The 20,238-nt window shown below is 46.3% G+C and carries 20 protein-coding genes and 1 tRNA gene; 13 read left to right on the forward strand and 8 right to left on the reverse strand.

Annotation, left to right across the window (positions count from 1 at the left end):
- Positions 1-12 precede the first annotated feature (12 nt).
- On the reverse strand, positions 13-759 hold the full coding sequence (locus tag GUA87_RS17635; protein ID WP_193717941.1) for an SDR family NAD(P)-dependent oxidoreductase: 747 nt from the start codon (positions 757-759) through the stop codon (positions 13-15).
- A gap of 247 nt (positions 760-1,006) precedes the next feature.
- Between GUA87_RS17635 and GUA87_RS17640 the strand changes: the two genes are divergently transcribed.
- Complete coding sequence (locus GUA87_RS17640) at positions 1,007-1,474, forward strand: hypothetical protein (RefSeq protein ID WP_193717942.1); 468 nt, start codon at positions 1,007-1,009, stop codon at positions 1,472-1,474.
- Here GUA87_RS17640 and GUA87_RS17645 read toward each other — a convergent pair.
- Entirely contained in the window at positions 1,471-1,974 is a 504-nt protein-coding gene (locus GUA87_RS17645) for a hypothetical protein (protein WP_193717943.1), read from the reverse strand. The genes GUA87_RS17640 and GUA87_RS17645 overlap by 4 nt on opposite strands.
- Before the next feature lie 40 nt (positions 1,975-2,014).
- The gene (locus tag GUA87_RS17650) at positions 2,015-2,881 is read right to left on the reverse strand and encodes an AraC family transcriptional regulator (protein WP_193717944.1); all 867 of its coding nucleotides are present in this window, start codon (positions 2,879-2,881) and stop codon (positions 2,015-2,017) included.
- Between the two features lie 148 nt (positions 2,882-3,029).
- Here GUA87_RS17650 and GUA87_RS17655 point away from each other — a divergent pair, with 148 nt between their 5' ends.
- The 4 genes from GUA87_RS17655 (at position 3,030) to GUA87_RS17670 (ending at position 8,523) form a co-directional block, all read left to right on the forward strand.
- Positions 3,030-4,229 (forward strand): hypothetical protein, encoded by a 1,200-nt coding sequence (locus GUA87_RS17655; protein WP_193717945.1) that lies wholly within the window; start codon positions 3,030-3,032, stop codon positions 4,227-4,229.
- Between the two features lie 81 nt (positions 4,230-4,310).
- Positions 4,311-4,979 (forward strand): DUF1826 domain-containing protein, encoded by a 669-nt coding sequence (locus GUA87_RS17660; RefSeq protein ID WP_193717946.1) that lies wholly within the window; start codon positions 4,311-4,313, stop codon positions 4,977-4,979.
- 149 nt (positions 4,980-5,128) lie between these two features.
- Positions 5,129-7,024: an acyltransferase family protein gene (locus tag GUA87_RS17665; protein WP_193717947.1), complete on the forward strand. Its 1,896-nt coding sequence runs from the start codon at positions 5,129-5,131 to the stop codon at positions 7,022-7,024.
- 59 nt (positions 7,025-7,083) lie between these two features.
- The gene (locus GUA87_RS17670) at positions 7,084-8,523 is read left to right on the forward strand and encodes a hypothetical protein (RefSeq protein WP_193717948.1); all 1,440 of its coding nucleotides are present in this window, start codon (positions 7,084-7,086) and stop codon (positions 8,521-8,523) included.
- Positions 8,524-8,547: 24 nt separating this feature from the next.
- Here GUA87_RS17670 and GUA87_RS17675 read toward each other — a convergent pair whose 3' ends face one another.
- A complete protein-coding gene (locus tag GUA87_RS17675) occupies positions 8,548-9,744 on the reverse strand; it encodes a hypothetical protein (RefSeq protein ID WP_193717949.1) in 1,197 nt (398 codons plus the stop codon).
- A 4-nt stretch (positions 9,745-9,748) separates the two neighbouring features.
- Complete coding sequence (locus GUA87_RS17680) at positions 9,749-10,276, reverse strand: DUF120 domain-containing protein (protein ID WP_193717950.1); 528 nt, start codon at positions 10,274-10,276, stop codon at positions 9,749-9,751.
- A 461-nt stretch (positions 10,277-10,737) separates the two neighbouring features.
- On the opposite strand from GUA87_RS17680, the gene GUA87_RS17685 reads away from it, so the two are divergent.
- The 4 genes from GUA87_RS17685 (at position 10,738) to GUA87_RS17700 (ending at position 14,827) form a co-directional block, all read left to right on the forward strand.
- Positions 10,738-11,898 (forward strand): tyrosine-type recombinase/integrase, encoded by a 1,161-nt coding sequence (locus tag GUA87_RS17685; protein WP_193717951.1) that lies wholly within the window; start codon positions 10,738-10,740, stop codon positions 11,896-11,898.
- Positions 11,899-12,325: 427 nt separating this feature from the next.
- The gene (locus GUA87_RS17690) at positions 12,326-13,012 is read left to right on the forward strand and encodes a hypothetical protein (protein ID WP_193717952.1); all 687 of its coding nucleotides are present in this window, start codon (positions 12,326-12,328) and stop codon (positions 13,010-13,012) included.
- 116 nt (positions 13,013-13,128) lie between these two features.
- On the forward strand, positions 13,129-13,359 hold the full coding sequence (locus GUA87_RS17695; RefSeq protein ID WP_193717953.1) for a helix-turn-helix transcriptional regulator: 231 nt from the start codon (positions 13,129-13,131) through the stop codon (positions 13,357-13,359).
- 319 nt (positions 13,360-13,678) lie between these two features.
- Positions 13,679-14,827, forward strand: coding sequence for a hypothetical protein (locus GUA87_RS17700; protein ID WP_193717954.1), 1,149 nt, complete (start codon positions 13,679-13,681; stop codon positions 14,825-14,827).
- Positions 14,828-15,739: 912 nt separating this feature from the next.
- Here GUA87_RS17700 and cadR read toward each other — a convergent pair.
- The gene (gene cadR / locus GUA87_RS17705; RefSeq protein WP_193717955.1) at positions 15,740-16,144 is read right to left on the reverse strand and encodes a Cd(II)/Pb(II)-responsive transcriptional regulator; all 405 of its coding nucleotides are present in this window, start codon (positions 16,142-16,144) and stop codon (positions 15,740-15,742) included.
- A gap of 98 nt (positions 16,145-16,242) precedes the next feature.
- On the opposite strand from cadR, the gene GUA87_RS17710 reads away from it, so the two are divergent.
- The 4 genes from GUA87_RS17710 (at position 16,243) to GUA87_RS17725 (ending at position 18,686) form a co-directional block, all read left to right on the forward strand.
- The gene (locus tag GUA87_RS17710) at positions 16,243-17,106 is read left to right on the forward strand and encodes a cation transporter (RefSeq protein ID WP_193717956.1); all 864 of its coding nucleotides are present in this window, start codon (positions 16,243-16,245) and stop codon (positions 17,104-17,106) included.
- A 3-nt stretch (positions 17,107-17,109) separates the two neighbouring features.
- Positions 17,110-17,598, forward strand: coding sequence for a signal peptidase II (gene lspA, locus GUA87_RS17715; RefSeq protein WP_193717957.1), 489 nt, complete (start codon positions 17,110-17,112; stop codon positions 17,596-17,598).
- 153 nt (positions 17,599-17,751) lie between these two features.
- A complete protein-coding gene (locus GUA87_RS17720; protein ID WP_193717958.1) occupies positions 17,752-18,327 on the forward strand; it encodes a c-type cytochrome in 576 nt (191 codons plus the stop codon).
- 23 nt (positions 18,328-18,350) lie between these two features.
- Positions 18,351-18,686, forward strand: a complete 336-nt coding sequence (locus GUA87_RS17725) for an SHOCT domain-containing protein (protein WP_193717959.1) — start codon at positions 18,351-18,353, stop codon at positions 18,684-18,686.
- 305 nt (positions 18,687-18,991) lie between these two features.
- On the opposite strand, the gene GUA87_RS17730 is transcribed toward GUA87_RS17725, so the two are convergent.
- A complete protein-coding gene (locus GUA87_RS17730) occupies positions 18,992-19,777 on the reverse strand; it encodes a hypothetical protein (protein WP_193717960.1) in 786 nt (261 codons plus the stop codon).
- A gap of 315 nt (positions 19,778-20,092) precedes the next feature.
- Positions 20,093-20,169 (reverse strand) — tRNA-Met (locus GUA87_RS17735).
- Between the last annotated feature and the right edge of the window lie 69 nt (positions 20,170-20,238).

The raw sequence follows: 20,238 nt of genomic DNA on the forward strand, positions 1-20,238 counted from the left end.
ATTGGGTCGCGCTTATTTTCGAAGTGCAGGCAGCCCAACCCCCGTACTTTCAAAACCACCGTCTGCGGCAACGATTTGCCCCGTGACATAAGTCGCTTTGTCAGAGCATAGGAAAACAATCACACTGCCAATTTCAGCTTCAGAACCATAGCGGTTTAACGGGATCGCATCATGATAAGCATCAATAATATCTTGCGTATGGACAGCCATTGCCAGTTTTGTTCGAACAGGTCCCGGGCAAACACAGTTGGCGCGGATACCATATTCGCCAAGCTCCGCCGCTTGTTGTTTCGTCAAATGGATCACAGCCGCTTTGGATGTGCCATAAGCAACCCTCAAGGTTGAAGCACGAAGTCCAGAGATTGACGCAATATTGACGATGCTTCCTTTATTCTTTTTAAGCGCTGGAATGGCTTCCTGAGACATCAGGAATACGCCATCTAGGTTCGTTTCCATGACACGTCGCCAACGAGCAAAATCTGTTTCTTCGATAGGTCCGAAATCAGCTACACCCGCGTTATTGACAAGCGCATCAAGCCCGCCGAAACGCTCTTCAACTTCTTTAAAGAGATCGGCGACGGCTTCCGGATCAGAAACATCAGCGACAATCGGATGCACGTTATCGAGACTTTCGGCGGTGGCGAGCAGCTCTTCGCCGTCCCGGTCCACCATTACGACCTGCCAACCTTCTTCCAGAAACAGTTTTGTCGTCGCGAGGCCTATCCCACGCGCAGAACCTGTCACCAATGCTGTTTTCATGAACGTCACTCCCTCACATTTTCTTTTGAGAATTCATACCGGGGGTAGCATTTCAGGTAAAGGGGAAAGCTCTCAAAACCTCATCAACCTTGCTGCGTCTCACCTCAGGAGCATGTTTACAGAGTCGCTGCGATGGAGATTAAAAGATCGAAAAATGTATTTCCTGCATGGTAATACTACTATAAAATAATTTATTAAACATTTTATACAACGAAAAGATGTTTGCCAGTTAGCGGGAGGCCACTGAATGACAAATCTACAAAGCATAGGTTTCCTGGCTTGTCGTCTATTGGCAGTGTATTTTTTGATAAAATACTCCGAAATACTAACTGGTATTCCCGCTCTACTAATATTTGCAGAAGGGAAAAATCTTCTTTCAGCCCCGCCTTTGTTGTGGTCGATCTTTCTGATAACCGCTGTTTTATTCTTGTGGTTCGGAGCCGGTTTCATTGCCAAAAAACTAGCTCCGTCACAAGTCGATGCTTCCACATCAGTTTCTCTGCCCCTCACCGACGCGCTACCGGCAATTGTAGCACTCATTGGATTGGTTATTTTGATTTCCACTTTGCCTGACTTGTTGGTCTACATTGTTCGTTGGGCGGAGACAGGATGGAAATTCACCCATTATTCAATGGTTAAGATGATTGTTCCAATTTTCATTGGCATCATCTTGATCAAATTCAAGCATTCGATTGCGCGGCTCCTAAAACCCTAGCAAATTTGAAGCATTGCCCCTTTTAGCTTCTTAACAAATTCGGCAGCAGAACCCTCACCCTTTAGATTAACAGCCGATAAGCTCCATTTTTCTTGCGCGCGAAAGAACCAGTATTCAGCAACATACTGCCCTTGCTCAGCGAAGAACACGGTCAGCACTTGTTCCATCCGGTCGCCACAACTCCGCTTTTTAACTACAGAATGACTGAGCGGTTTACCAAGCGGGTTCATTGCTGTGATAATTGATCGCGCTTGTTTTCCACCCTTTTCATAATCATAATCTTTGTAGCGTGCATCTTTCGCAAACTCGGCGTAACTATCACCAAAACCTTCAGCATCCTGATCCATCACTTTTTGATTGAGAACCGCGACCATATCGTCAATTTCATCCGCTTGCACAACCGATACTGATGAAAGGCCTACAAACACCCCAAACAAGATCAATAAACGCCACATCTTTTCGCCCCTCTTAAAACGAATACTTTGCTGCCAATCATTCAACCATCAAATCATTCAATTGTGAAGCGGATATGAAATTCTTTCATGCTGCTTTAACCGGCACCCAGGTTTCAAAATAACTGTTGGCTGAGGTGGGGTCGAAGCGTTGGTCATAGACTTCGATATTGAAACTGGCAGACATTTTATAGCCGGAGCTTGGTAGCCATTCCCCATAAAAGGCATCCAAGGACTCACCCAATTTTTCAAGGGGGCCGTAGTGAGGTAGAACAGCATAAAGTTGCTCAGGCACACTTTCCTCAACTACGTTTGAGATCTCAAGGTCTCCATCTTTCGCATCATATCCCGCAAGATAGAGAAGCTGTCCTTTTTCCCGTTGATCGCTATCGAAAATATATCCGTACCAAGTGGCCACATTATGGTCCTGCGCCATGGTTTCGCGGTTCAATCCGTCCCACAAGTTGGGGATCACTTCAAAATTATTGGCCCCTTCCATGCCATGCCCGTTGAAATAGGCCATGTGACCTTTCAGTTTCAATTCGGGTTTCGTTTTAAGCTCTATGTTCATTGCCTTGCTCCACTCTCTGGTTTTGGGAATAAACAGTTCAAAAGAAACCTGGCTCGGCTTACCGTTCAATCGATATTGCCTTGGCGTCATCTTAAAACGCTCTTTGAAGGAACGGGTAAAAGCCTCCTGCGAGTTAAAACCGCAGGCAATGGCGATATCCAAAATTCCGGTATCAGAACCAATAAGCATCTCAGCACCACGCGAGAGTTTGTAAGCGCGTAGATACTCCCCAAGGGATGTCGTCGTCAGAGCGAGGAATGTGCGCTGCAACTGCCACCGGGAAAGCCTCATATCTTCAGACAAACGCGCAACGCTTATCTCGTCCAATTCATAATTGGCAACAAGATCAATTAGTTTTTCCAATTGCCGAACGGCTGCGCTCATCCTTTTCCTCCTGAACTGTGAGCATACAGTAACGAGGATCGGATTTGCAGTTTTGATAGTTTGGGGCAGAGCTTCAAAAAAACAGACTTGACAGTTAGGTTATTTTATTGATGTTACGTTATAACATTACTTTCAGGAATAATAACAAATGAAGTCTTTAAAATTTCTGCCGTCGCTTGCAGTGTTTTTAATGCCAGCAGTCGCGGCCGCGGGTGGTGGCCACAATCACGATCATGATCACCATGGGCACAAACATGATCACGGCCATGGACATGCGCACGACAACCATGATGATGGCCTCAAAAGTGGCTTTTACGGTGACCTGCACCTGCAGGTTTTCTTTGATCACATCTATAGTGCGGCTGAGTCTGATGAGGAAATTAACGAGGCTTACACCCATTCTCATTTTCAACTTGGATATGGCTTTGGTAATGGTCTTTCCATCAATTCAAACATTGAATTAGAAGGGGAACCTGCAGGACATGACCACGGCGGCGGCGGTGCTGTTTTGGATGGCACCGATCGTTTTTTTGAAGACACACCTTTATTCATCCGCGAACTCACCATCAATTACGACCATGAGTATTTTGGCGTCTACGCGGGTAAGTTTGATCCTGTCGTCAGCTTTGATAAGCATGCAATGCCAGGCATCTACGGCTATCAGGTTGTAGATGAATACGATGTTCGTGAAAAAATAGGCTTTGGTGGTTATGGCCGCTACGATGCTGGCAATTTCGGAACCCACCGTTTGGATATCAGCACTTTCTTCGCTGACACCACCTTCATGAGCAACTCTGTTCTGTATCAGCGCGGTGATGTGGACAAAGAAGATGGGAGTGTTTCCAACACCGAAAATTTCTCTTCATTCGCCATTTCTCTCGGTGGGTCTGATTTCCATTCAGACAGCAGCGTTGTTCCAGAAGGTCTTTCCTATCGGGTCGGCTTTGCCCATCAGGCAAAGGGCGAAGGAGACGAAAAGGATGAGAACCGCTATACGGTTTCAGGTCAATACGAACACAGCTTCAATGACAGCTGGCGCGGACGACTATTGGGTGAGGTTGTCCATATCGACCACCTGAACGGTGAAGCCCCTCATGACCGGACATATTACACCGCCGGTGCAGAGCTTGGTTACAATCAGTGGGTACTGGGATCAACATACACTTACGTTCATAACGACAACCCGGATGAGCCTGATGAGGATCAAGATGGAGAGTTTTTCCAAGCCTCCCTCGCCTACACCTTTGATATCGGCATCACTCTCGGGGCTGGTTACCGCTTCCAGGAAGAAGAAGGGGAGCGAAATCATCGCATCGGCGCCATGGTTGGATACACACTTGCGTTCTAAGTAAGGCCTGTCGCTTATTTTGGAACATTACACCAGCCCCGTAACCGGGGCTGGCATTCCCATTTTGGAAGGGACGTTAAAATGATGGCTGAAAAACTCAAATCTATCGAAATCGATCACTTTAACGATGGCGTCTATGGCTGCCAGACGATCGAGGATCTTTCAGCCATTAAACGGCAAGATGTTGAACTTGCCGTATGGTCCCGCAATCTGTCTCAAGCTTTCCAATCCTGGATCAACCAGATTGACCCGATAACCCTTCCAGACCTTCGGCTTCTGTTAAGACCTGAAGACCTTGAAGCGGCTTTAACACCACTCCTGAATGCATGCGGCCTACCCCGCGGCGAAATGCGCGATTATCTATTGGAAGATATCGATAGGCTTGTGCAGGCGTTTTCGGACATCAGTGGTAGCGAATATGTAGATGTGAGGCTGGAACGCGTCACAAATGATGCTTGCTGGAAATTCCATCGCGATTGCGTCGAAGCCCGCCTCATTACGACTTATCGCGGCCCCTCCACTGAGTGGGTTCAGCATTTTCAAGCAGCTGAAGCACTGGAAAAGCAAAAAGACTATCAAGGGCCCCTTGAACAATTTGATTTGTTCGACGTTGCTTTCTTTAAGGGAAGCTGCGCCGGATCAGGAAGCGGCATTGTCCATCGCTCCCCACCCATTTCAGGTACTGATCAGACACGCCTAATTCTTTGCTTAAACCAGCCTTCCACAGCGTCTCCAGATTATTGGAGATGAACCTTCCCAATATAAGGATAAAGAATAGCAAATATCTTAAAGACACTTATACTCTCTCTTTTTTATTGATGCCGTCAAACTTAAGAAATACATCGGTCTCTTAAGAATTTTCAGTGCATCCAAATTGATTGAGTTAGTGAAGCCGCACCATGCAAGAGAAGCCGTCCCAATTTCGATATGATATTAACGCTCTGCGAGCGATCGCTGTCTTAAGCGTTCTTCTTTATCATTTCGATGTTTCAGGTTTTGACGGTGGTTTTGTAGGCGTTGACGTTTTCTTCGTAATATCCGGCTTTTTGATGACGGACATCATCTCCACAAGAATTTCCTCTGGACAATTCAACCTGAAAGATTTCTATCGCGCGCGAATACAGCGTATTCTACCAGCCTTATCTATCGTGGTGTTAGCCCTTCTGGTTGCCGGCTATTTCTGGCTTACCCCTTTAGATTACAAGCACATGGGTGAAGAAGCTCGTTCAGCGATGCTTTTTGTCTCAAACTCCTTTTATTCAAATAAGGGCGGCTATTTCGACCCTGTCTCCCATGAAAAATGGCTTTTGCACACGTGGTCTCTCTCCATTGAGATGCAGTTTTATCTGCTCTGGCCTTTGTTTCTTTTGGTACTTAATAAATACCTGAATAAAGCACTCCGATTAACCGTCGTTGCTGTATTTGTTATGTCCCTGATATGGTCTGTTGTTTACACGTCTTTGGATTCTGCCTCGGCTTTCTTTGCTTTGCCACCACGCATTTGGGAGTTCATCGCTGGTGGTCTGATCTATCTATATATTGATAAGATAAAACCAATAAAGGGGATGACCGAAGTAGGATTAGCCATGATCCTCGCGGCCGTTTTCTTCTACTCGGGCTCGATGAGTTATCCAGGCTATTGGGCGATATTGCCTGTACTCGGGGCCGCGCTGTTTATTGCAGCAAAACCTACCTATTTTCCGAAAAATCACCCGCTACAATATTTCGGGAACATTTCTTACTCCCTGTATCTATGGCATTGGCCTGTAATGCTATTTGCAAAATATTTTGCTCTTCCGTTCACTGCCGTAAATGTTAGCGGCCTTCTTTTGCTAAGCGTCTTATTGGCTCATATTTCCTATCATTTCATCGAAACACCCCTTCGGCGCAAGTTTAGTTGGAAGTTCAGCCTTGGAATAACAGTTGTCGCGATATTGATCCCTGTAGGGATTGTTTTGGACAAAGGCATCCCAAACAGAGTTCCCGATGAAGTCAGGCTTGCGGAGAACGCGAGAAAAGATATCAATCCGCGTCTTTCAGAATGCATTTTCGATGGAAAAGAAACACTGCCGGAATGCATGATTGGCAAAGCATCCACACCAAAGATCGCAGTCTGGGGAGACAGCCATGCCGACTCATTATTTGTCGCCATAGATGAAGCTTTAAAGGCAACTGAACGAACCGGTGTATTCCATGCCTTAAGCGCCTGCCCACCAGCAATCGGCGAACTAAAAGCAGCCCAAGCTGTAGAGCCCAAAAAGTTCCAAAACTGTCAGAAATTCAAGGACCTTGTTTGGAATAAAATTGAAACTGATCAAAACATCACTGACGTTATCTTAATCGGAAGATGGACACGCTATTTCAGTAAAGTACAACCTGCGAAGGGTGTGTCTGATAAGATGGTTGCTGACGAATATAAGACACATATTGTCGACACCATCTGCTCCCTTTCAAAATTGGGCAAGACTGTATATGTTGTTGCACCTGTACCTGAAATGGATCTGCATGTCCCAAGAAGCCTTGCCAAATCAAAGCTGATCAATGGTAGCGATCCCATTATTGAAACATCGAAACAAGACTACCTGACAAAACACAAAATAGCGCTGGAAGCATTTACTTCTGCCCAAAACCAATGCCAGGCAATTATTCTGGATCCAACCCCTTATTTATGTGAAGAAGACAAGTGCTCCGGAATTAAGAATGGAGTTCCGATATACAGGGACAACCATCATCTGAGCGTTACAGGAAGCCTCCTGCTTAAACCGCTATTTATAGGAATTTTCTCTAACAAATAACGTTAGACATCATATAAGACATGTTTTAGGCTGCGCCCCCGAAAATAAGGACTTTCACTATGCATTTCATTGCTTTTAGCAGCACAAATACAGACTTTTTTGAGAAGGTTAGCAACTTCGACGAAAAAATTGGTGTCTGCTCGGAAGATACTCGGGATGCAGTTCAAAACAGCAATGTTGATATTGCTATTTTAGATGACAATTCTTATCGCGTGCTGCGCAAAGAAAGATTTTACCGTCATCTGGTCGAATTTTATTTACCGCTTGATATTGGAGTGGGGCGCCTATTCAAAGCCTTTTTGTATAGCCTTCGCTATCTCGTTCGTGCACGTATCAGGCCAAATTCAATCGTAACAATGGAAACGACTGATGGAATTAAACGTCGTTTTCTCAGGGTTAAGGTATATTCCAACAAGAAAAGACTCGGTGAGTTTGACTATTATCCAAGCGATTGGACACCGATGGATTTTTTGCGTTTCATTGATGATATGGGTGTCAACTATGTCGCATTAAGGTGGCATGACAAAATCATCTACGACAAACCGATGAAAGATCTGGATATTCTGATCGCCGATGAGGATGTCGCCAAGATCACTGAAAGCTTAAGTGGGATGGTCGGCCGCAAAATGTTGCATATGCATTCTGTGGGAGGAAACGAGACCGTTAAAGCCGATCAAATGGCATACTTCCCCCCAAAGATCAGCCGCCAAATCCTGAAGAACCGCCAGCCCTTGACATCAGAGGGTGGCTTCAAACCATCTGATGAAGACTATTTCCTATCGCTTTCCTATCACGCTGTGGTCGACAAAGGTGCTGCTTCTGGCCTTCCAGTAAATGCCGAAGGTGACGTAGATCCTGAAAACAGGTTTTATCAAGTGTTGGCCCCTCTAAAAGAAAAACTGGGTTTGGATGTTGATCTCAACCTTGAAGATTTGGCCACATACCTGGAAGAAGAGAACTGGCTTCCTCCCTCTGATCGCATAGCCAAATTCTCAATTAACAATGATTGGCTAAAAGAGCGCGTCAAAAGAAAAGCGACCCGCACTAGAAGCATCAAAGGCGATTACACTGCGATTTTATTGCGAGATATTGTGAAAGAGTGGGGCCTTATAGAGACCATGAAGGAAGACCTTCAAAAAATGGGCTTCAAAATACTATTCGAAAAAGAATTATCTGATACCGACCGCGAACACGCTTCTACAGAAATTCGAGGCGGCAATTGGACAGCTGGTGCCGATTGGGGAGCCGGTGCAGGCAAACCATATTACATGTTTCTGGTCCACGACCCCAAGCCTCTTAAGATGTCACGCAAACAAATGAGACAACAGCCATTTGTCGAAAATGCGCGCGTACTCAAGAAGTATAGCTGGAGAGCCAAAATCAACAGCCGCTTCCCAAAAGAACAACGTGCCAACTTCGTCCATACAAGCGACAACACCCATGAAACTTACGAGTATCTGTCAGTCCTGGCACCAGAAGCGTTGGATCTTATGAAATAGCGAAGGCAAAACTCCGTTCAACGATTATTTGGACTTCCTAAATTGAGAACGGAGTTGATGCTTCATCTTTTTCATAGCACTCTTCCACTTCTTTTTGCGCTGCGCAGTAGCACTCAAACCAATATCCACTAACTTTGGTAAGTGCTTTACAACTTCGGTATTGATAGACACTTCCCGGTCCATTGGCTTCTCATAGTAATATTTCTTTGCCTGCATATAGCCGGATAAAACGCCGCCAATTCCCTTATAGTCCCAATTCCTCCTTGAGGGAAACCAGTCAAATGAGAGTGCATTGGAGAGGTCACTAAGTGTCTTGAAATTATGCTCACTGATGTTTTTTTCATGGATGGTGAAGTGATAGAGCAGACTAAAAAATAAGTCTTCTGCACAGGGAACGTAAGCACCGTGCTCTAACACTCTACGGTTTAGCATGTCCATTTCCCATGGAGCTGGATAATAACCATCACCGGTAAATCTGATATTAATTGGATAAGCTTGATCAGACACGTTTACTGTGCCGCTAAAAGGTCTCGCTAAATCTTGTTGTACATTCGCGATGGAAGCAAAGGTCTGGAAACTGTTACATAGTATATCTAACCTCTTAATTCGTTCCCTATCCGACAGCAAACTGGCCCCTTGAAGAAGAAGGTAATGCGAACTGTAGTTTAAGATGTCGAATAGCTCTTGCCAATTCTGCCAACCACCAGCCCCCTCTAAATCTTTCTCTAACTCAATGGTGCGCCCTTTATTTCCACCATTAAGGGTTTCTTCCAAAACCTCCATTCCCAAGATTAAAGCTGACTGTGAAGAGAACTCACTAAAGTTACAGCTGCTATGAATTTGGTAGGGCTTGTCAAACCACTTCCGATATTCATTTTTTCTATCAATGATGTTTTTGTTTACAGCCTCAATAGCACCCGAAACCGTTTTCATATAGGTAAATACTGGGGATTTATCTCTAACGATAATAAAGCTAAAAGGCGGGCGACCAATTTTCCTGTTATACTTATAAAATGGGTTATTGGTTTCTGGGTTTTCATATAACCGTGCGATATTACTGTTGTAGTGCTCCTTACTCCAATACACCCTAAACACACCCAAAATTTCAAAGTGTTTCTCAAGGTCACTAAGTATCTCTGCTTCTTTCGAACGACCATGCTCCCAAATTGCGAAACAAGCCAGATCTTCATCTCGTGAAACTGCGGGGAAGTTTGTTATCATGGTCTTAAATAAACTCTTTTTTTGACTGGCAAGCCTTCTTATGAAAGAACTTGATGCCTCGGCTTAAAAACAGATCAAGCAAGTGATCGTCATAGTAAGCTTCCAACCTGCCCTTATAGAATAACTCCCATAGACGGCGACGCTTTTCAGTTGGCGGCATGATATTCTCTTTTGACACAGTAATACCTACCTTCTGTCCATCTTCTAAACCAAGCGTATTTCGCAAATGAACAGGTGCGATAACTTCAAAAACATGCATGGGGGTATAATTAAATCGGTAAAGAAGACAGGGAATATTATTGATAGCGCCGCGAACCCCAAATAACTTACCTTTTTGGTCAAGTTGCACTGCTTTCTTCAACAGAAGAGGTTCGTCTGTGACAATATTTAGTGTCCCAGGAAAAGGGACCGCATCCAGTGTTTCCTCAATCACTTTTTGATTGATATTCACCATATCTGCCCCAAAACCACGTCCTGATACAGGAAATCCAAGTACCTTAGTATCAACTGAGTTCCGCTGCTCGCTTTTCATTGTGGTATGCCCCAGATAACTACTCGCAAGTCCCCCCAAATATGATACCCTAACCTACTCATCAAGGGATATGTTTAATTCTTCTTATGCCACTTTTGGAATTGAGCGCAAAGTTTTAGGTAAGGTTTCATTTATTTGCCCCACCTTCGCGGCTTTGCCGCTTGTCGGGCCCCTTGGGAGGTTCATTCACCGTTGCCCCGTTACAAAGTTTAAGGGCCCGCCCTCTAGTGAGGACGAGCCCTTAAATTGGTTGCGGGGGCAGGATTTGAACCTGCGACCTTCAGGTTATGAGATAGCTTAACTGGTGATGAACGTAGATACACCATTTTCCATATATCGACATATTATATTGTTTTTGCTCGTATTTTTATAAACGCGCTTACGCTATTGGTGCAAAAAATATCTTGTCTTTCGCTGTCAGTTGCTTCCATTATGCTTCCAGATTAAAAAATGGAAGCAACATGACACGCCTGAATAAACGCACCATTGACGCCCTTGAGGCAACGGATAAGGATTATTTCATATGGGATGCCACCCTACCCGGCTTTGGCCTTCGGGTGCTGCCATCAGGTCGCAAATCATTCCTGATCCAGTATCGAGATAAAACCGGGAGAACCCGCCGTAAGGGTTTGGGACGTTTCGGGACTGTCACTGCCGAAGAAGCGAAGACAGAGGCGAGAGAACTTCTCTCTTCTGTTTCAAGAGGGCATAACCCCGCAGAGGAAGCAAAGCGCAAAAAGGCGGCTCTGACCGTTGCGGAGTTATGTGAACACTTTATGGAAGAGTATGTTCCCACCCACTGCAAGGAAAGCACCACGAAAGAATATCGGCGCTGCGTTGATCTATTTATCAATCCGGCAATCGGGTCTGATCTAGCTGAAGATATAACTCGTGCCGAAATCTCAGATCTGCATCACAAGCATAGAGACAAGCCTTATCAGGCCAACCGAACATTAGGCGTTCTATCCGTTTTGTTTAATCAGGCAGAGATTTGGGGCATTCGCCCCGATGGCTCCAACCCTTGCCGTCATGTAAAGAAATATGAAGAGAAGAAACGGGAACGCTATTTAAGCCCGGAAGAGTTTAAAAGGCTGGGGGAGACTTTAAACAAGTTGGAAGCCGAAGGCGTGGAGTCCCGCTCTGCCATCAACTGCATTCGTCTTCTGATTTTATCCGGTGCCCGTCTTGGGGAAATCCAGACATTGAAGTGGGACTATATCAAGGGCAATGTGGCGTATCTGCCGGACAGTAAGACAGGCGCAAAACGGCTCCCCCTTGGAAGCGCCGCCCAAGCCATTCTAAAGGGCATAGAACGGATTGACGGAAACCCTTATGTGATTACCGGAAGATTGCCCGGAAGCCATCTGACGGACATGCAAAAGCCGTGGCGGCGCATTCGCAAGGTTGCAAAGATCGAAGATGTTCGCATTCATGATTTACGGCATTCCTTTGCCTCGGTTGCCGTTGGTGGCGGAGAAAGCCTCCCCATGATTGGAAAGGTCCTTGGGCATTCACAGGTTCAGACAACAGCCCGTTACGCCCATTTGGCCGATGATCCAGTTCAGGCGTCCGCAGATAAAGTATCGGAGGAGATTGCGAAACTGTTGGGCGTTGAAGGCTAACCCGAATTGCCCGGTTGCTTCTGCTCCTCATCAATATCGGTTTCAAATTTCATAAGAACGGCAAAGAATACAAACAGGCCAACCGAAACCCAAAAGCTCGGTTCAAAAAGCCAATAAACAATAGAGCACCATGTTATGACGGTTGCAAAATAAACCCAGCGGGTTTGAATGGACCATTTCATGTTTTACAAATATGGATTTGTCCCTTCAATTTCCAGATCTGTTTATATCCCCGATTTCAAGTTCAAACGTACGGCTTTTGAACTTTACGTTTTTGAACGTTCTTTCCCTCGGCCTTTACGTGTGCCAGATGAACATCACGTAGGGAATTTTGTTCCTCTCTTATCGCGGGTGACTCTTTGCGACTCAAAACCCATAAGGTAGGATTACGCCAGTTACTTCATCTTTTTTTGAAAGGTCCGTACGTATGACGCCCAACGATATCTGGAATAAGGCTATTCCCCTGCCAAAGGCCCTTTATCGCTTTGGACGTAAAGACAAGATTGCTCGTCTGCAAGTTTTGGAACAGGAAGTAGCCGTCCCAGCTCTTATGCAGGTTGCCCTTGAAGCCATTCAATCTGATGAAGATAGATTCCAGAAATTGGCGGATGGTCTTAAAGATGCTCAATCCCCTTTTGCCAAAATTCGCAAAATAAAGGAAAGCATTCAGACGGAAATGTTTCGAGCCCTGAAAGCCCGCAAAGTACTGGCTTATGGCTACGATTACCCCCGAAAGGCCTCTGATCAGGCACAAGAGGTCCCGGAAGAACTTTGGAGCAGCTTTAACGACTGGAGCAAAGACAGCCTGTCAACAAACGGCCTGCGCATGGATGCAATTCGCCTGATCCCCATTAATTGGATTTCCAAAGCTCCCTCACCTGATCCAGCCCCAAAAGCCTCTCCCGGACGCCCTTCTCGCAAGGATCAGATTCTGACAGCATTTGAAGCTTTGGATCAGGAAGGCAAAATCAATCGGGGAAATTCAATGCACTCTCATTGCGATCTGATCCGGGAATGGATTCTCCGCCATTATCCAGACGAAAGCGAGCAAACCAAAGGCCTCGGAGATCAGATTATTCGCAAGACCATCAGCCCCGTTTTTAAAAAGAAATAGGCTCATAACGGAGCTGGTAAAAAATATAAATTAACCCTCTTTTTATACCAATTTATTTACCATCCATCTGCCTGCACATTTCCTTCATCGAAACGATTTGAATGAAAGGAAATCAAATGCAGACGACAGAAAACACATCACAACATCCAGATAGGCTTCTAACAGAAAAGGAAGCCGCTGCCTTTATGGGATACACCATGCGGGCATTGCAGAACTGGCGGCTTCGCGGCGGTGGGCCCAGTTACGTGAAAGTCTCTTCCCGCTCCATCCGCTACCGCTACAAGGATCTGGTTGCGTGGATCGAAGCCCGGATCATCAACAACACCTCTCAAACGGTCAAGATTTAAGTTTTGGCCTTGCGGGTTTGGCGATACCGCAAGGCATTTTGGGGCCGGAAGGCCGGGAGTATGGGCGGCATCGCCGTTCATACTCCCAACCCACCTTTCGGCAAACGGAAACGGCTCAGATTGAAACTCGGATCCCCTTCCCGACCCCAAAACCCAATTCGCCATCCGCTGCGCGGTTACGCGCATCCACAAACAACTGCATCCCAACGGGATGCTTCTTAACCCAAACATTGAAAACAGAAATAGCGCCGTTGGTGCAAGGAGGGGGGATTTGTAACACCCCCCTCCAGAAATACGACCGCGCAAACAGGAGAAAATTATGAAGAATATTGTACATATGGGCTTTGATGGCCTCGACGTTGCTTTTGAAACGCACATTCCCGCAGACTTTGCCGCTAATCTCAGCGGTCTGAAGGAAGTGGCTGCCGCCACACGGGAGCCGCAGTTGTTGGAACGGGGCGGCACCAAAATGCATGTTGCCGACAGCGGCGGCCTTGGCGGCTACGCCTATCGGGTTGATACAGGTCCGGACGGGGCCACATGGTTCTTTAAACAACCGGGCATCAACAAAGATCCTTGGGGCATTAAAGTCTCTGTCAAATCCCTTGCCTTGGCCCTTTATGGCCTCGGCGGAGTTAGGGCCAAGCTCTTTGCCTTTATGGAAGCCGTTGGCATTCCCTATCACGATAGGGCGGAAAGCATCAGCCGGGTTGATTATTGCCTCGACTTCTTTGATCCGGATTTTGTTTTGGATCCATCCTGTTTTGTTATGCATTCCAATTGCAGCCGGACAGAAAACCACGACATGGAAACCTATGGCCGCTCTGGTCGAGTGACCGGCGTTCGCATTGGCAAGATGCCAGGGCGACAGGTTAGCATCTACGACAAACGGGCGGATGTGATCGCCAAAAAGAAAAAGGAGTGGTGGGAAATCTGGAACGCCAATCGCCGGGAGGCGGGCCTTCCTCTTCTAAATCCAAACGACCGCGCCACCTCTCAGGTGTGGCGGGTCGAACTCCGTGCGGGCAAAAAAATGCTAAAAGAAAAATGGAACATCCGCAAATGGTCGGATTTGGATGATAAACTGGGAGATCTTATTCAATGGACACTCAGATCCATTCGTTATTGCGTTCCAACAGCAGACCAGAACCGCGCCCGCTGGCCCAATGCGCCGCTCTGGGATGATATCGCAAGGGAACTACAGTCTGATCTGTTTGAGATGGCCTGCAACGCCTCTCCAGCGCTTGTGAAAGAGGTTATTCGCTCCGAACATGCGGAGCTTTTGAAAGGGCAACTGATGGGGCTTGCGATTTCTTATCTTTCCATGTTGGACATTGATTACAGCGACCTCGACAAGGTTGGGCTGGAAATAAAAAAGCTGATCAATCATTCGCTTTTAACAGACAAAGAACTGTTTGAGGAAAAGATCGAAAAGGCCCAACGAAGATATGCCTTTATATCGCCGTAGGAGCGATCAGGGAGCCAACCACCAGCCGCCAAGCATCACTTGGCGGCTTTTTCTTTTGGATATTCCGCCCCGCCAACTAATGCCCACTCTCGTTTACTTAAATATCCGTCAAAGAGCAACTGACCCAAATTAGAAGCCAAAGGACCTCTCACGGGACAAATGGCACTAGAAAAAACAATAAAATACCCGCGACCAATTGCGCTTCGACTTCTCCGCTTCAGCTTCACTTGCTTTGGGCATAGCCACCCCTTCAAAAAAACCTCGGTCACAATGCATGGCCTCTCTGGTGGATATGCCTATCTCTTTGATACAGGGTCAACAGGGGAGCTTTAGAGCTTTAAGGATAACACCGCCCCCAGCGAATGGAATATTGCCGTAAAGGTTCACGCAAGCGCCCTTGCTTGTCATAGTTATCAGGAGACAAAGGATCGGATCTTTTGCAGGATATGGGCTGCATATACGGAACAGAGAGCCTCCGCCGTGTTGATTTGCTATAAGTTTTCTAATGCCCAAGGCCTTTGAGCTGAACCATGAACAGTTTGTCGCCCATAACCGGGCTAAGTTGCCACCAGAAAGCCATCCCAAGAGGATTGAAGAAAGGTGGCTACGAATTGCTGAAGAGATACGAAAACGGCCCTTAGCCGACCTTCACCGACCAATTTCGATCAGCGTGTATATTCCCGAAAGCGGACGTTATTTCAGAAAATCTGAAAATTCAAAATAGACTTCCGTTATTGATAGACATAGCGGACTCCATTTTCAGTGCGTGAAAAGGGCAGATTTTGACCCAAGGCGGAAGTTTAATGGAAATGTCCGACGATCTCGTCGCTGGCTTTTGTTTTTTTAGAAGTAGAGATTTAAATCTTGGACAGCCTACACCCCATCTAAGTGTCCATCTAATATTTCAAATTGCTACCCTTGTATATTTACTTCCCTGATTCCAGCAAGAACCCCGCAAGCCTGAATTTTCCGGTTGTCGTTGCAAGTAGCTCTCAGTGAGACGAGTTGTTTTTCAAGCGTTTGCAGAGAGGATATTTGCAATCGTACCTGAGAGATGTGTTCCTCGAGTAAGGTGTTGATTTCAGCACAAGGTTGATTAGGAGAATTCTGATAGTTTTGTAGTTTTTGAATCTCTGCCAGTGAGAGGTTCAATGCCCTACAGCTACGAATGAAAACCAATTGATCATGATGCTCTCTAGTATAATAACGATATCCGTTTTCCTGTCGATGAGGCCGTTGCAGCAAGCCTTTCTGTTCATAAAAACGTAACGTCTGGGTATCGAGCCCCACGAGCTTTGCCAACTGACCAATGCGCATCAACTTTCTCCTTTTCTGATTTCCATTTTTTACTCTTGACCTTATATCGACTTTATAGTTTTAAATATTTTATCATCGTACTCAAGTAGATCATTGTCATGAACAATTCTTCAACATCAGAAACCGATAGATCCTTTTCAGAAGCATCCGGAAAATGGTTCAGCGTTTTTGCCGTGCCGAAGATGGACTGCCCATCTGAAGAGCGAATAATCCGAATGGCTCTAAGTGGCCTTGAAAACATTAAGATGTTGTCCTTCGACCTATCAAATCGCCGATTGGAGATCGTACACGATGGCGATATTGAGCCCATAACCCAAAAACTGACAACCTTGGGGCTAGGAGCTTCAATTCAGGAAACCGTTGCTGCCGATCCGGAAATAATCAATGCTGTCGAGGGCTCAGCGGCCTCTACTACGCAAGAGTCTCGCACTCTCCGTTGGTTGCTTGGCATAAATGCAGTGTTGTTTATTGTCGAAATGACCACCGGCCTGATCGCGCAGTCTACCGGCCTGATTGGAGAGTCACTCGATAATTTTGCAGATGCAGCGGTATACGGCCTCGCCCTATATGCTGTGGGACATAGTATAAAAATGCAGGTACGGGCGGCACATCTTTCGGGCCTACTCCAGCTAATATTGGCTATAGGTGTTCTTGCTGAGGTGGTGAGACGTTTTGTATTCGGCAGTGAACCTGAATCGCAAATGATGATGATTATCGCTTTCATCGCATTAATTGCCAATACCACCTGTCTGCTGATGATCAGTAAACATCGAGAAGGTGGAGCGCATATGAAGGCAAGTTGGATCTTCTCGGCAAATGACGTGTTGGTCAATATCGGTGTCATTACTGCAGGTGGCTTGGTAGCCTGGACTGGAACTAATTACCCGGATTTGATTATCGGTACCATCGCTGGGATCATCGTGCTTAATGGTGCTAGACGTATTTTAGCTCTTAAGGGCTAAATAATGTTCATGAATGTCTCAACATATACCTTGTTAGCCATCTCCACATTAATAGCAATCTTGGACCAAGCGACTAAATGGTGGATTAAACAGACGTTGGTTTATGGCGAATCCGTTTTTGTATTACCTTTCTTTAACTGGGTACATGTATGGAACACTGGTGCCGCATTCGGACTTCTGGCAAATGCTGGCGGCTGGCAGCGCTATTTGTTTATTGGGTCTGCTTCAGCCATCTCAATTTTGCTTATCTATCTGATTAGTAAAAGCCATCAAAAAGCTGAAGCATTTGCTTACAGCCTGATCCTTGGTGGGGCTGCAGGTAATCTGTTTGACAGGATTTTCAGAGGCTACGTTATCGACTCTTTTGATTTCTATTGGCGCTCTTGGCATTGGCCTGCCTTCAACGTGGCTGACATTGCCATTGTTCTTGGCGTTCTACTGATCATTTCTAAAAGCCTGATAAGTAAAAATAAAAATTCTGATATCAACTGATAAGATTGGTAGTGGTATATATCTAAATGAGTATGCAGAAGCTTTACATATGTTAGCATATTAAGTCCTCGGACCGATCGTTTGCCGTGCGTGGCAAGAGCTTGAACTACTTCAGATAACCACGGGGCGCGTTAAGAAATAAGGAGAACTGTTATGAGGAAAGTGAGTGCCGAGTCTGTCCTAGGGATTTCCGGGGTTCTGGCGCTAGCCATCGTGGTTACACTCGTATTGAATCTCAACAGCGCGAGTGCCCAATCCCCTGGCACTCAATCACAGCTATGTTGCCAGGACATGTGGGACCCAAATTGGATGCAACGCGACATGTGGGGGCCAGGTAAAATGGGGCCAGGCATGCGACAAAGGATGGAACGACACAGGGTCTTCATGCATGAAGGCATTCCTGTTGCGTACCGCGGTGCACGGAATTCCTTTTCGTCCGATGCTAAAACCATCGGTGAAGGGCGGGCCCTTTATCGGGAGAATTGTGCATCCTGTCATGGGGCCAAAGGTATGGGGGATGGCGAAGGAGGTAAGTCCTTGAGTCCTTCTCCGGCATTACTTGCCAACCTAATAGAGATGCCAATGTCAGTCGATGAGTTCCTGCTTTGGTCTATCTCCGACGGTGGCACGGCCTTTGGAACCGCAATGCCTGCTTTCAAAGATGTTTTGACCAGAGACGAAATCTGGAAGATTGTCACCTATATGCGGGCCGGGTTCCCGGTTCAGTAAACATAACAGCGAGGATTGATCTGATGTCTCGATTTATTAATTACCTGATTTGTATGGGGATTGTATCTCTATTGCCTTCCACCGTTCTCGCGCAACAACAAGGGACAGGATACGGGCCACATATGATGAATGGCGGATGGCATGGCTGGTTCCTTGGCCCAATCATGATGATTGTGTTCATTTCCGTAGCGGTGGTAGTGGTCGTGCTTTTGTTGCGGTGGCTTGGGGTTCTGAGCCATGGCAGTCCTCACCATCAACCGCCAACAAAGACGCCACTCGACATCCTCAAGGAGAGACTTGCTCGGGGCGAGATCGACAAAGAGGAATTCGAAGAGCGTCGTCGCATTATTGATCAATAATAGGCCAGTGTAACGTTTATAGAATGGCTGCTTCTGGCACAAAACCGACTATATTAGAGCGGTAAAAAAAGGTCCGTAACTGCGCGCAAAGCGGAAGTTATTTCTGGAAAAACTGAAATTCCGTTTTCAATGTTCACTATGAATGTCTGCTTTGCCAAATTTTATTGATGGCGAGCTTGAAGAGACCAAAGTCTGCTTCCCGCCCTTTGTGCAGAATGACATGAACGGCCCAAAGCCGCCGTTGGCATAAAGATCGTCGATTTTTAGGGCCGCTGGCTACTCTGTCGCAACGATGGAGATGCACTCTAACCGTCAAAGGATACCAGTTGCCCGCGCATCAGTGGAAACAACTCTTCTTTCGGCATGGCCTTTTCCGCCATGGGAACGAACTCAAACGCCAAGTAGTGTTCTCCCTTCGCTTTTGCAGTTATATAAGCTTTGACTTGGTCGATAACGAGACGCCAAAAATCAAGCGCGAAGTCCGTATGCTCATAGATGGCTTCGCCTTTGTCTGCCAACATGGTTGTGTAATAGACGACGTGTTCTGCTGTCATACCTTCACCCGTCCCGTTTTCGCGCGAGTGTTCAGCAATCAGTGTGTTTCTGGAATCTATCTGATCGTTTATCTCTACCATCATTCCCATAGCGCGATGTACAAACAACGTCAGTGCAGGCATATTCTTACCGAGCGATGAATATTCGCTAAAGTCCGGTGGCGGCATGACGGAGTTTTTTGGCAAGCTCATGTAGAAATGACGCAAGGCTTCTGAAGTGCTAATTAAGCTCAGAATTTTACTCTTTCGTTCTGCTAATGGAGTATCGTAGCATTCGCTGACAGCCCTTTTCATCGTTTCAACTTCTGGCTTCAAGTCATCAATGAGTTGCCGTTTCGAATTAGCAAGTGCTTCTATATTCGCCCCTGCGGACATTGTTAGACGGTTGAGCGCGTCAAGGATGGCTCGCCAGTCTTCCTTCTTTTCCTTATTCGATTGCTTGTGAAGTTGGTAGTGGAATGCACCAATACCAAACATGAAACCCAAACCAGATCCGATCCCGGTCTGCAATACGCCGAGCCAAAACTCCGAAGACATGTGCCCTCCTGATGAAGATCATAAATTGCATAACATTAGTTATCTATCACTAACATATGTTAGCTCACGATGCAGCGAAAGTCCGCTTCCCGCCCCCAAGAGCCCTTCGCGATCCTTTTATCAGATCATGGCGGACAATGGGACCCATGCTTGGAATTATGTAAGTGCCTCCACTTCAATCCATTTTGAATTTCCGGAAGTTCACATCATTGGATAACGGCGCGCAAACGCTTCCATATAGCTTCCAGAACGAGTAAAGCCCCGAACTTTGGGTTCGGGGCTTTCGTGTATCATATTGATATATTTATGTGATTTTGGTTGCGGGGGTAGGATTTGAACCTACGACCTTCAGGTTATGAGCCTGACGAGCTACCGGGCTGCTCCACCCCGCGTCAAACTTGTTTGACGCAGTCGGCGCGGGTAATGCTTAAGCATTGCCAGCCGACCGTGTTTAAACTTGT

The sequence above is a fragment of the Sneathiella sp. P13V-1 genome, assembly GCF_015143595.1.
Classification (GTDB): Bacteria; Pseudomonadota; Alphaproteobacteria; order Sneathiellales; family Sneathiellaceae; genus Sneathiella.